Origin of the sequence: Brevundimonas sp. (assembly GCF_024711105.1) — a bacterium.
Classification (GTDB): domain Bacteria; phylum Pseudomonadota; class Alphaproteobacteria; order Caulobacterales; family Caulobacteraceae; genus Brevundimonas.
This window is the reverse complement of sequence record NZ_JANJTL010000076.1, coordinates 1-11,857: the sequence shown is the minus strand read 5'-3', so window position 1 is coordinate 11,857 and position 11,857 is coordinate 1. Positions and strand designations below refer to the sequence as shown.

Sequence of the window (11,857 nt, the reverse complement as noted above, 5' to 3'; positions counted from 1 at the left end):
GCGTCGGCGATCTCGGCGCCGGTCGGCCGCCTCGTACAGGCGGCGCACCGGGTTGCGGGCGGCGATCTTTCGGCACGCGTCGATTCCAGTCGTGATCCCGGAGAGATTGCAGTCTTGTCTCGCGCCTTCAATAAGATGACGGAGGACCTTTCAGCGCAGCAGCAGGCGCTGAAGGCCGCCAGCGACGAGGCGCAGGACCGCCGCCGCTTCATCGAGACCGTGCTGTCTGGCGTGTCAGCGGGCGTCATCGGTGTGGACGGCCGCGGACGCGTGTCCGCCGCGAACGATCAGGCGCTGCGGCTGCTGGAGCTGGAAGACACCGCCTTCATCGGCAAGGCCCTCGAGCGTGTCGCTCCGGAGCTGTCCGAACTGGCGCGGCTGGGTCCCGGCTCGGAGGCGGAGGTCGACGTGACGCGCGGGGCGGAGACCCGTCGACTGCGCGTGCGAGCGTCCGGCGGCGCCGGCGGCGAGATGGTCCTGACATTCGACGACATCACCCGCCTCGTGACCGCCCAGCGGAACGCCGCCTGGCGGGACGTAGCGCGACGCATCGCCCACGAGATCAAGAATCCCCTGACCCCCATCCAGCTGTCGGCTGAGAGGCTCCGCCGCAAGTACCGCTCCAGCGTCGGCGAGGACCTGGAGACCTTCGACCGGTGCACCGAGACCATCATCCGGCAGGTCGGCGACATCGGCCGGATGGTGGACGAGTTCTCGGCCTTCGCCCGGATGCCGACACCGAAGTTCGCCGAGGAGAACCCAGCTGAGCTGCTGCGCGAGGCGGTGTTCGCCCAGCGCGTCGCGGCGCCCGACGTCCGTGTCGAACTGCAGGAACCATTGCCGACCGAGACCCTCGTCTGCGACGGGCGGATGGTCGGCCAGGCGCTGACCAATGTGCTCAAGAACGGCGTCGAGTCGGTCACGGCGCGCCAGGCCGTGGACCCCGCCTCGCCGGGGCGGCTGCACGCCTGGGCCGAGCTGACGCCGGACGGCCTCGTGTTCGTGGTCGAGGACGACGGAGTCGGGCTGCCGGCGCGCGACCGGGACCGGCTGGTGGAGCCCTATGTGACGACGCGGGAGAAGGGCACCGGCCTGGGCCTCGCGATCGTCAAACGGATCCTCGAGGAACACGGCGGCGAGTTGCATCTGACGGACGCGGAGCGCCTGACCGGCGCGCGCGTCACCCTGAAATTCCCACGCAAGGCGCGCCCCACGGGCGATTCCGAAGGCAAGGCGGACTGAGATGAGCAGCAAGACGGCGTACAACGCGGACGTCCTGGTGGTCGACGACGAGGCGGACATCCGGGAGCTCGTCTCGGGCCTGCTCCAGGACGAAGGCTATGCGGTGCGCACCGCCTCGGACGCCGACCAGGCGCTGGCGGCGCTGCGGGCCCGCAAGCCCGCCCTGATGATCCTGGACATCTGGATGCAGGGCGGCGGGATGGACGGCCTCGAGCTGCTGGACATGGTCAAGGAGCTGGATCCGGACCTGCCGGTCATCATGATCTCGGGCCACGGCAACATCGAAACCGCCGTCAGCGCGCTCAAGCGGGGCGCTTACGACTTCATAGAAAAGCCGTTTAAGTCCGACCGGTTGTTGGTGGTCGTTGAGCGCGCGCTCGAACAGGCGAATCTCAAGCGCGAGAACCGCATGCTTCGCGCCCGCGCCTTCGTGCCGGACAGCTTCATCGGCAAGTCGGCGGCGGCGCAGGTGCTGCGTTCGACCATCGGCAAGGTGGCCCCGGCCAACAGCCGCGTGCTCATCGCCGGGCCTCCGGGCTCGGGCAAGGAACTGGTCGCCCGCCTGATCCACGAGGCCAGCCCGCGATCCCGCTGTGAGTTCGTGGCCATATCTGCGGCGGGTATGGCGCCCGAGCGGCTCGACATCGAGTTGTTCGGCGAGGAAGGCGAGGGCGGCCGGCCGCGCAAGATCGGCGTGTTCGAACGTGCGCACGGCGGTACGCTGTACCTCGACGAAGTCATCGACATGCCGCGCGAAAGCCAGAGCCGTATCCTGCGGGTGCTGGTCGAGCAGCGTTTCCGTCGCGTCGGCGGAGACCAGGACGTCCAGGTCGACGTGCGGGTGATCTCGTCCACCTCGCGCGACCCGCGCCAGGAGATCGCCGAGGGCCGTTTCCGCGAGGACCTGTTCCACCGTCTCAACGTGGTGCCGATCCGGGTCCCCGGCCTGGCCGAGCGGCGGGAGGACGTGCCTGAGCTCGTCGATCATTTCATTGACACCATCGCCGCCGCCCAGGGCATGCCGCGCCGGCGGCTGAGCGAGGACGCCATCGCCACGCTTCAGGTCCACGACTGGCCCGGAAACGTGCGCCAGCTGCGCAACAACGTCGAACGCCTCCTGATTCTGGCGTCGGGAGACGCCGCCGAGCCCATCACCGCCGAGATGCTGCCGCAGGAGGTCGCTGCAGCCGGCCAGGCCGGCTCGATGGGGCCGGAGCGGATCATCGCCCTTCCTCTCAGGGAAGCGCGAGAGGTCTTTGAACGGGAGTATCTTTCCGCCCAGATCGTGCGCTTCGGCGGCAACATTTCACGCACCGCCATGTTCATCGGCATGGAGCGGTCGGCGCTTCACCGCAAGCTCAAGTCGCTGGGCGTCGCCCCGGCCCGCGGCGGCGAAGACGACGACCTGGCCGAGGCCGAGACCGCCTGATGTCGCGCTGGGCCTACGTCAACGGCGAGTACCTGCCCAAGAGCCAGGCGACCGTCCACGTCGAGGACCGCGGCTACCAGTTCGCCGACGCCGTCTACGAGGTCTGGGCCGTCATGGGCGGCCGGCTGGCCGACTTCGAGGGCCACATGGCGCGGCTCGAGCGGAGCCTGGAGGAACTGCGCATCCGCATGCCCATGAGCCGGGCGGCCCTGACCCAGGTGCTGCGCGAGACGGTCCGCCGCAACCGCGTGCGTGACGGACTGGTCTACCTGCAGATCAGCCGGGGCACGGCGCCGCGCGACCACGCCTTCCCCTCGCCGGACACCCCGCCTTCGGTCGTGGCCACGGCCAAGTCGATCGACCGACGCAAGCAGGAGGCCGCCGCCGCGCGCGGGACAGCGGTCGTCACCCGACCGGACAACCGCTGGGGCCGTTGCGACATCAAGACGGTCGGGCTGCTGCCCAACATCCTCGCCAAGCAGGAGGCGCTGGACGCCGGCGCCGGCGACGCCTGGCTGGTCGACGACCTGGGCCTGGTCAGCGAGGGCACTTCGTCGAACGCCTGGATCGTGGACCGGGACGGGACCCTGCGCACCCGCGACATCCAGTCGAACATCCTTCGCGGCATCACGCGCGCGGCCATCGTCGCCATCGCGGCCGAGGAGGGTCTCACCTTCGAGGAGCGCGGCTTCACGCCCGACGAGGTGAAACAGGCACGCGAGGCCTTCTTCACCAACGCTTCCGGCTTCGCCACGCCGGTCGTGGCGATCGACGGGGTGAGGATCGGCGACGGCAAGCCTGGGCCCGTCTCGCGACGGCTGAGGGCGCTCTACATCGAACGGTCAGAAACCGGCGCCGTCTGAACCCCCGGCGCCTGTTGCCCACAGCCCGACCACGCCCTAGCTTGATGGCGTGTGTGTGGAGGCGGACTTCGCCTCCGGATGGGGAGACAGGCCGATGACCGGCGACAAGAAACAGAACCTGCAGGACACCTTCCTGAACAGCGTGCGCAAGACGCGCACGCCCCTGACCATCTTTCTGGTGAACGGAGTGAAGCTGCAGGGCGTTGTCACCTGGTTCGACAACTTCTGTGTCCTGCTTCGCCGGGACGGGCAAAGTCAGCTGGTCTACAAGCACGCCATCTCCACGATCATGCCTTCGCAGCCCGTGCAGCTCTACGAGCCGGACGCGGAAGACGCCGAGGCGTGAGCCGCGCCCCCATAGACCGCGCCGCCCCGGTCCAGCGGGCGGTCGTCATCCATCCCGACAGCCAGTCGCGTGACCGCGACCCCGCCGTGCGCCTGGAAGAAGCCGTGGGCCTGGCGATGGCGCTCGATCTCGACGTCCGGGCCGCCGAGGTGGCCCGACTGCGCAAGCAGACGCCCGCGACCCTGTTCGGCCGCGGCAAGGTGGACGAGATCGGCACCCTGGTCCGCGCCGCCGAGGCCGACGTCGTCATCGTCGACGATGCGTTGACGCCCATCCAGCAGCGCAACCTGGAAAAGGCGCTGGAGGCCAAGGTCATCGACCGCACCGGCTTGATCCTCGAGATCTTCGCCCGCCGCGCCCGCACCGCCGAGGGCAAGCTGCAGGTCGAACTGGCCCGGCTGGAGTACGAGCGGTCCCGCCTGGTCCGCACATGGACCCACCTCGAGCGTCAGCGCGGTGGCCTCGGCAAGACCGGCGGTCCCGGCGAAACCCAGATCGAGCTCGACCGGCGGATCATCGCCGACCGCATCGTGCGGCTGAAGGCCGAGCTGGAGGAGGTGCGCCGCACCCGCGGCCTGCACCGCAAGGCCCGCAAGAAGGTCCCGCACCCGACCGTGGCGCTGGTCGGCTACACCAACGCCGGCAAATCGACCCTGTTCAACCGGTTGACGGGCGCCGAGGTGCTGGCCAAGGACCTGCTGTTCGCCACGCTCGACCCGACCCAGCGGACGGTAAAGCTGCCGCACGGCCGCCCGGCCATCATCTCGGACACCGTCGGCTTCATCTCGGACCTACCCCACGAACTGGTCGAGGCCTTCCGCGCCACGCTGGAGGAGGTGGCCGAGGCCGACCTGATCCTGCACGTCCGCGACATCGCCTCGCCCGACAGCCAGGCCCAGGCCCGCGACGTCGAGGAGGTGCTCGGCCGCATCCCCGAGAGCGAGGACAAGCCCCGCCGCATCCTCGAGGTCTGGAACAAGATCGACCTGGTCGCCGAGGACGAACGCGGGCTGGTCCTGGCCCGCGCCCTGCGCTCCGAAGGCGGCGCCGTGGCCGTCTCGGCCGTCACCGGGGAGGGCATCGACCGCCTGCGCGACCGCATCGCCGAACTGATCGATGACGAACCGGAGGTCGAACTGGTGCTTGACCCACAGGACGGGGAGGCCCTGGCCTGGCTCTACGAGAACGGTCGCGTCACCTCTCGCCAAGCCGACGAGGAGGGTCGAATCCATGTGAAGGTGCGGCTCCACAGGGTGGCGCTCGGCCGCTTCGAGCGCGCCTTTGGAGCTCACGCAGAAGGCTGATATTCTCAGCGGAATGCTCGGGTTACGCGCCGCTGTGTTCCTTGCCGCGATCGCGGTTCCTGCTGGCGTGGCTCACGCCCAGGCCGGACCGGACACACGCTTCGAAGATGGGGCGCGGGTCGTTTGGACCGCCGCTCCCAATCACGCCGACGTCTGGCGCGCCATGGGAGAAGCGGACCTCAGTCGGAGCGATGTCGGCCAATGGGCGGTCGTGACCTGCGTCATTGCTGAGAACCGGAGACTGACGGATTGCGCGATCCTCGAGCAATCGACGCCTGACACCCAAGTGGGGCAGGCGATCCTGGAGCTGACGGACCGCTACCGGGCCCGGTCGACCGACGCCAGCGGCCGCTCGGTGATCGGCCGCCGGGTGGAGCTCGCCATGGCCTACGGCGGCACGCGGATTCCCTAGATCACGGGCCCGCCGCGGAGCCCGCCGGTCTTCTAGGCCAGACCCGCGCCGCCCACCGGCCGCGTCTCGAACCGTTCGCCGAAGCCGGTGATCATGGGCCGCGCGCGGCGGATGGCGTCCTGGACGGCGGGGATCTGGAGGGAAGCCGTGTGGCTGTCCTGGCTGTCCCAGACTTCGGTGATCCAGACGGCGGCCTCGTCCGTCGGGTCGAGCGCCACGACATAGCTGTGGCAGCCGGGCATGGCGTCCGTGCCCTCCAGCAGGATGGCGACCACCTGATCGCGCGTTCCGGGAGCGCAGAGCATCTTGCCGATGAGGCCGTACATGGGACGTTCCTGTGATGTGGCGGAGGCGGGCAGGGCGGCGCCGGCGGCAAGCGCCGCGGCGCCCATGACGATGTCCCTGCGCCGCGCGTCCATCCGCCGATGATACCTCTGGCGGCGCGCCGCGAAAGGCGGCAAAGGGCGCGAAATGGCGCTTCACCTCATCAAGCTCTGCGTCGGTATCAGCAAGGTCGAACAGCTGGAGGCCGAGGGCCGCGCCGCGCGCGGCCTGAACCATCCGCCGTTCGTGCGCACCCGCATGACGCCCAAGCGCGCCGCCGAGATCGAGGACGGCGGGTCCCTCTACTGGGTGATCAAGGGCGTGGTCTCGTGCCGCCAGCAGGTGCTGGAGATCCTCACCCATGGCGAGGGGCCGAACGCCTGGTGCGAGATCCGGCTGGATCCTGAGGTGATCCGCACCGCGCCACTGGGCCGCAAGCCCTTCCAGGGCTGGCGTTATCTGGAGGCGCGTGACGCCCCGGCGGACCTGAGCCGGGCCGACGCCCAGGGCCTTCCCGAGGATCTGGTGCGGGAACTCCGGGAGATCGGCGCCTGGTGAAGGCACTGGGTTAAGGCGTTAACCCATTCGCTTAAGCCTATCTGGAAACGAGGTTTTTCCGCCTGAGGGGTAGGGTGGCGGCATGTCGCTGCTTCGCTCCGCTCTCGTGACCTCGGCCGCCGTGGCGCTTTCCAGCTGCGGGCTCGTCGAGGCTAATCCGCACCGCTTCGAACAGTGGGGTGAGGCCGTGGCCGCCATCCCCGTATCGGCCGAAGAAGCCGGCCTCCGGGGGATGCTGGACGCCGGCTCCCCGCCGCCGACGGGGCCTCGTACGCCCATGCGCATCGAAGTCGTGGAGCCCGAGGTTCTCTGGCACGCCCGCGCCGACGGGTTCCAGGCGGGCCTTCGCGGACCGCTCGAGGCCGCCGCTCGCGCGGGAACCGAGGCTGTCGTGCAGGAAGCTGTCCGCCAGGTGACCGGAGAGGGGCAGCCGCCGGCCCAGCTGCCCGCGGGGGGTCTGACCGTCCAGCTTGGCGCCTTCTCCAGCCGCGAAGCCGCCGAGGCCGCATGGGCGAACCTGTCGGGCCAGGGACCGTTGTCCGGACTGAGGCCTGAGTTCCAGTCGGTCGAGCGCGACGGGCGAACGCTGTACCGTCTGCGGGCTGGTCCGGTGCCCAGCGACGCGGTGACCATCGTCTGTCGCGCGGCGGGCGCCGGCGAATGGTGCGCATCCACAGCCCGCTCCTGAGCAACCGTCCCCAGGTCGTCACGCGCGCGCTAGACTGACTCCACAAGATCGGCCCGGGTGAGTCGCGGCCGGCGGAGGTGGGGTGTCGCGCATGGCCAAGGTCATCGTTGTCGGAAATGAAAAGGGCGGGGCAGGCAAGTCCACGCTCGCAATCCATCTGGTCACGGGCCTGATGCATCAGGGCGCGCGCGTCGGGGTCATGGACCTCGACCTGCGCCAGCGGTCGATGGCGGCCTTCTTCGCCAATCGCCGGGCCTGGCTGGCGGCCAATCAGGCCGAAGCGCCTTTGCCGATCGAGCCGGACAGCTTCCGCGACGGGGCCGCGTTGGCGCGGGCGCCGGCGGACGAACAACTCATTCGATTCCAGGCGGCCCTCGAGGCGTCGGATGGGGCGGACTATCTGGTGATCGACACGCCCGGCGGCGACACCGATCTGTCACGCGCGGCGCACGCTGTGGCCGACCAGGTCGTCACCCCGATGAATGACAGCTTCGTGGATTTTGGGCTGCTGGGCGAGATCGACCCCGTGACGCTCGATCTCAAGCGCCCTTCCATCTACGCCGAGACTATCTGGAAAGCGCGGATGGCCAAGGCGCAGGGCTCGCCCACGCCGGGGCAGGGCCAGATCGACTGGATCGTGCTTACGAACCGTCTTGCCGTCGCCGAGGCGCGGAATCGCAGGCGGGTCGACGAGCGGCTGGCCGCCCTGGCGCGGCGAGTGGGGTTCCGGGTAGGTCCCGGGCTGCGCGACCGGGTCATCTACCGCGAGCTTTTCCCGTTCGGCCTCACGGTGGCGGACCTGTCGCCGTCCATCCGGCCGGTGTCGGTTTCGCTGGCTCACGTCGCGGCGCGTCAGGAGCTGCGGACCCTGATCCAGGCCATTGGTTCGGCCGGCGAGGCGGATGAGGACCGCCAGGCGGCGTGATCATCGCCTGGCTCATTCTGGGGGGCGTCGCGGTCTGGGCGCTGCTCAGACTTGGGCGGCAGTCGGAAAAGCCGGGCAAGGGGCACTGGCGCGTATCCGCGACCATATTCGCCGCGGTGGCGCTCGGGGGAGCGGCGCTGGCGGCGGTGCGCGGAGCCTGGATCGTGGCCGCGATCCTCGCGGCGCTGGGCCTTTGGCTGGTCACTGCGTCACGGCTCCGTCCGCCCCAGGCGCGCTGGCCTGGAATGAGCGCTGCGGAGGCCCGCTCGATCCTCGGAGTCGATGAGAACGCGGACGCCGCCGAGGTCCGGGCGGCGTGGCGCCGGCTCATGCAACGCGCCCACCCCGACGCGGGCGGAACCCAGGGGCTGGCCGAACGCCTTAACGCTGCGCGGGATCGCCTGCTGAAGGGCTAGTTGCCCCGCATCACGATGCAAGGGACGTTGCGCTCGCTGAGGCTCGCGCAGGCCGCGTCGGCGGCAGAGCGGGTGAAGCCCATGTAGCGCGCCCGGAACCAGCCGTTGGCGGCGGCGCTGACGCCACCCTCCGCATTGCGGAAATGATCCCGGAAGCGGCGGCCCACTTCGCCGAGCCACTCCTGGGCCACGGACTGTTCGCGGAACGCCCCGACCTGGACGATCCAGTTCGCGTTGGGATCGCGGGCGTCGCCCTGCGCGGTCGTCGTGACGACCGGACGGGTCGGCTCCGGCGGAGCCGCGGCGGCGTCCAGGGCGGCGGAAGCGGCCAGGACCTGGGCGCTTACCGGCACCTCGGCTGCGGCCAGCTCGGTCACGCCGGGGCCGCCGGACGCATATTCAACACCCACACCGCCGCCGAGGCTGGCGAAGATCTGCTGGGCCGCGGCGGGCGTCATGCCGTCGCGCACGCGGCGCTCATATTCGAAACCGGCGTTGATCAGCTCGGCCACGTGGGCGTTCCTCGACTGCGTCGTGCGCCCGCCGAGCACCACCGTGATCAGGCGACGGCCGTCCCGCACCGCCGAGGCGGCGAGATTGTAGCCCGAGGCGTTGGTGTAGCCGGTCTTGATGCCGTCCACGCCCGGCATAGAGTGCAGCAGGCCGTTGGTGTTGTTGTAGGTCCGGCCCTCGAACACCCACTGGCGCTGTCCGAAGTAGTGGTAAAACTGCGGGAAGTCCCGCATGACGGCGCGGCAGAGGATGGCGATGTCGCGCGCCGAGGAAATCTGGCGGCTGTCCGGCAGGCCGTTTGCGTTGACGTATCGCGTCTGCGTCATGCCCAGTTCCTGGGCGCGCAGCGTCATCAGGGCGGCGAATCGGGCTTCCGACCCGCCCACGTGTTCAGCCAGGGCCACGGCGATGTCGTTGGCGGAACGGACGGCGAGGGCGCGGATGGCGTCATCCAGGCGGATGCGGCTGCCGGCCGGCAGGCCGAGCTTCGACGGCGGCTGCGACGCCGCGCGAGGCGAAATGGTCACGAGGTCGTCCGCGGAGACGCGGCCCTCGGCCATCGCTTCGAAGACGAGATAGAGCGTCATCACCTTGGTGATAGAGGCCGGATAGCGCTGGCTGTCGGCGCGCCGCGCGAAGATCACATCGCCAGAATTCGCATCCACGACGATCGAAGCGTAGCGAACTTCGCTCGAATCCTGCGCCTGCACGCCATCCACCGTGGCCGCCGAGAAGGCGAACAGGCTGAGCAGGCAGGCAAGGAATACGGACACGCGGCGGGCGGACACGATCATGGCGATCTTCCGTCGAAAGCTGAACAGACACAGACACGACGCCCCCATGGCGACGTCTCCGCTACCGTATCATGAGGGACTGCAGGTTGCCCTCCCGTAAACAAGGTTCACGTGGGATTGATGGTCGCACCCCCTTTCGCGCGACGAGCGATGGTGCGGCGCACAAAATCCCCTTGACTTCTGTTCGCACATGCAACATATCGACGGTGTCCCAGGCGCTCCACCCTCCAGAAAAGGGCGCCGCACCTCAGGATGAGAGAGATTCAAATGGCCGCCGCCGAAACCGCCAAGAAGACCGCCGACCAAGCCGCCAACACCGCCGCTGCCGCTCAGGCCGCCGGCGCCCAGGCGTTCCGTGAAGGCGTCGACAAGTGCCTGTCGGCCCTGACCGAGATCAACACCCTCGGCAAGAAGAACGTCGAAGCCGTCGTCGAGTCGGTCACCGCCGCCACCCGTGGTGCGGAAGCCCTCGGCGCCCAGTCGCTGGCCTTCTCCAAGAAGAGCTGGGAAGACGGCGTGACCGCCGCCCAGGCCCTGGCCGGCGCGCGCTCGATCCAGGAAGCCATCGAGCTGCAGACGACCTTCGCCAAGTCGGCGATGGAAGCCTACCTGGCCGAAGTCACCCGCATGACGGACACCATGACCGCCTCGGTCAAGGACACCTTCAAGCCCATCAACGAGCGCGTTGCCGCGGTCGTCGAGAGCGTCCAGTCCGCTCGCTGATCCTCCCACAGCGAGGCGTGACTGATGAGGCCCGGAGCGGAAACGCCCCGGGCCTTTCTCTTTGCCGTGATGGGTCTTTCAAACGCCCTCATCCGGCCTATCTAATTGCGGCGGTCCGAAAGGGCCGCCGTTTCGATTCGGGGTTAGACTAGGGAATGGCCGATCCAAGACAGGGTGATCCCAACGACGGCGCCGGCAGCGCCATCGCCACCCAGGTCAAGCCGAAGGTTCAGAAGCCCTCGATGTATCGGGTGCTGATCCTGAACGACGACTACACGCCGATGGAATTCGTCGTCTACGTGCTGGAGCGCTTCTTCCAGAAGGACCGCGAGGCCGCGACGCGCATCATGCTGCACGTGCACCAGCACGGGGTGGGCGTGTGCGGGGTCTACACCTACGAAGTCGCCGAAACGAAGGTGGCCCAGGTCCTCGAGACCGCGCGTCATCATCAGCATCCGCTGCAATGCACCATGGAGAAGGACTAGGTCTTTGCCCTCATTTTCGCGTCCGCTCGAAGAGACCCTGCACCGCGCCGTCGCCCTGGCGAACGCGCGCAGCCACGAGTATGCGACGCTTGAGCACTTGCTCCTGGCCCTGACCGAGGACCCGGACGCGCTCGCGGTCATGCGCGCATGCGGCGTCAACCTGGATGCGCTGACGGCGGCGCTGACCACCTACATCGACCACGACCTGGCCGCCCTGGCCGTCGCCTCGGGCGACGACGCCAAGCCCACCGCCGGCTTCCAGCGCGTGATCCAGCGCGCGGTGATCCACGTCCAGTCCTCGGGCCGAGAGGAGGTGTCCGGCGCCAATGTGCTGGTCGCCATTTTCTCGGAGCGCGAGAGCCACGCCGCCTATTTCCTGCAGGAGCAGGACATGAGCCGGTACGACGCGGTGAACTACATCGCCCACGGCATCGCCAAGAAGGCCGGCGCCGCCGAGCCCCGGCCCGTGCGCGGCGCCAGCCCGTCGCCGGAGGAGGCCGAGGAGAAGGCAGCGGTCAAGAAGGGTGACGAGGCCCTGGCCGCATACTGCATCGACCTCAACGCCAAGGCCCGCGAGGGCAAGGTCGACCCGCTGATCGGCCGCCGCGCCGAGGTCGAGCGCTCGATCCAGATCCTGTGCCGGCGCACGAAGAACAACCCGCTGCTGGTCGGCGACCCGGGCGTGGGCAAGACCGCCATCGCCGAGGGCCTGGCGCGCATGATCGAGGACGGCGACGTCCCTGACGTCCTGGCCGACGCCACCATCTATTCGCTCGACATGGGCGCCTTGCTGGCCGGCACCCGCTATCGCGGCGACTTCGAGGAGCGCCTCAAG

General features: G+C 69.1%; 15 protein-coding genes. 13 read left to right on the top strand and 2 right to left on the bottom strand.

From position 1 onward, the window contains the following. From Q0M60_RS05795 to Q0M60_RS05770, 6 genes are all read left to right on the top strand, one after another. On the top strand, nt 1–1,242 hold a 1,242-nt coding region (locus tag Q0M60_RS05795; RefSeq protein WP_296817128.1), incomplete at its 5' end, for an ATP-binding protein. Nucleotide 1,243: 1 nt separating this feature from the next. After that, nucleotides 1,244–2,671, top strand: a complete 1,428-nt coding sequence (locus tag Q0M60_RS05790; RefSeq protein ID WP_296817126.1) for a sigma-54 dependent transcriptional regulator — start codon at nt 1,244–1,246, stop codon at nt 2,669–2,671. Continuing rightward, complete coding sequence (locus tag Q0M60_RS05785) at nt 2,671–3,534, top strand: D-amino-acid transaminase (RefSeq protein WP_296817124.1); 864 nt, start codon at nt 2,671–2,673, stop codon at nt 3,532–3,534. The genes Q0M60_RS05790 and Q0M60_RS05785 overlap by 1 nt, the downstream gene beginning before the upstream one ends. A 94-nt stretch (nt 3,535–3,628) precedes the next feature. Then, a complete protein-coding gene (gene hfq / locus Q0M60_RS05780; protein WP_296817122.1) occupies nt 3,629–3,880 on the top strand; it encodes an RNA chaperone Hfq in 252 nt (83 codons plus the stop codon). Continuing rightward, complete coding sequence (hflX, locus tag Q0M60_RS05775) at nt 3,877–5,184, top strand: GTPase HflX (RefSeq protein ID WP_296817119.1); 1,308 nt, start codon at nt 3,877–3,879, stop codon at nt 5,182–5,184. The genes hfq and hflX overlap by 4 nt, the downstream gene beginning before the upstream one ends. Continuing rightward, nucleotides 5,162–5,596, top strand: a complete 435-nt coding sequence (locus Q0M60_RS05770; RefSeq protein WP_296817117.1) for a hypothetical protein — start codon at nt 5,162–5,164, stop codon at nt 5,594–5,596. Before hflX ends, Q0M60_RS05770 begins: the two co-directional genes overlap by 23 nt. Before the next feature lie 32 nt (nt 5,597–5,628). Here Q0M60_RS05770 and Q0M60_RS05765 read toward each other — a convergent pair whose 3' ends face one another. Beyond that, entirely contained in the window at nt 5,629–6,015 is a 387-nt protein-coding gene (locus Q0M60_RS05765) for a putative quinol monooxygenase (protein WP_296817114.1), read from the bottom strand. A gap of 52 nt (nt 6,016–6,067) precedes the next feature. On the opposite strand from Q0M60_RS05765, the gene Q0M60_RS05760 reads away from it, so the two are divergent. The 4 genes from Q0M60_RS05760 to Q0M60_RS05745 all read left to right on the top strand — a co-directional run bounded on the left by Q0M60_RS05760 (nt 6,068) and on the right by Q0M60_RS05745 (nt 8,507). Beyond that, the gene (locus tag Q0M60_RS05760; RefSeq protein ID WP_296817112.1) at nt 6,068–6,478 is read left to right on the top strand and encodes a DUF1489 domain-containing protein; all 411 of its coding nucleotides are present in this window, start codon (nt 6,068–6,070) and stop codon (nt 6,476–6,478) included. A gap of 82 nt (nt 6,479–6,560) precedes the next feature. After that, on the top strand, nt 6,561–7,166 hold the full coding sequence (locus Q0M60_RS05755; RefSeq protein ID WP_296817110.1) for an SPOR domain-containing protein: 606 nt from the start codon (nt 6,561–6,563) through the stop codon (nt 7,164–7,166). A 91-nt stretch (nt 7,167–7,257) separates the two neighbouring features. Beyond that, nucleotides 7,258–8,091 carry a division plane positioning ATPase MipZ gene (locus Q0M60_RS05750; RefSeq protein ID WP_296817108.1) on the top strand — a complete coding sequence of 278 codons (834 nt, stop codon included), beginning with the start codon at nt 7,258–7,260 and terminating at the stop codon, nt 8,089–8,091. Further along, nucleotides 8,088–8,507: a molecular chaperone DnaJ gene (locus tag Q0M60_RS05745; protein WP_296817106.1), complete on the top strand. Its 420-nt coding sequence runs from the start codon at nt 8,088–8,090 to the stop codon at nt 8,505–8,507. The genes Q0M60_RS05750 and Q0M60_RS05745 overlap by 4 nt, the downstream gene beginning before the upstream one ends. Here Q0M60_RS05745 and Q0M60_RS05740 read toward each other — a convergent pair. After that, nucleotides 8,504–9,814, bottom strand: a complete 1,311-nt coding sequence (locus Q0M60_RS05740; RefSeq protein ID WP_296817103.1) for a D-alanyl-D-alanine carboxypeptidase — start codon at nt 9,812–9,814, stop codon at nt 8,504–8,506. The genes Q0M60_RS05745 and Q0M60_RS05740 overlap by 4 nt on opposite strands. Nucleotides 9,815–10,081: 267 nt before the next feature. Here Q0M60_RS05740 and phaP point away from each other — a divergent pair, with 267 nt between their 5' ends. The 3 genes from phaP to Q0M60_RS05725 form a co-directional block, all read left to right on the top strand. Then, entirely contained in the window at nt 10,082–10,537 is a 456-nt protein-coding gene (phaP, locus tag Q0M60_RS05735) for a phasin family protein (RefSeq protein ID WP_296817101.1), read from the top strand. Between the two features lie 155 nt (nt 10,538–10,692). Beyond that, entirely contained in the window at nt 10,693–11,022 is a 330-nt protein-coding gene (gene clpS, locus Q0M60_RS05730; protein WP_296817099.1) for an ATP-dependent Clp protease adapter ClpS, read from the top strand. A gap of 4 nt (nt 11,023–11,026) precedes the next feature. After that, nucleotides 11,027–11,857, top strand: an 831-nt coding sequence (locus Q0M60_RS05725) for a Clp protease N-terminal domain-containing protein (protein WP_296817096.1), incomplete at its 3' end; no start/stop codon positions are given.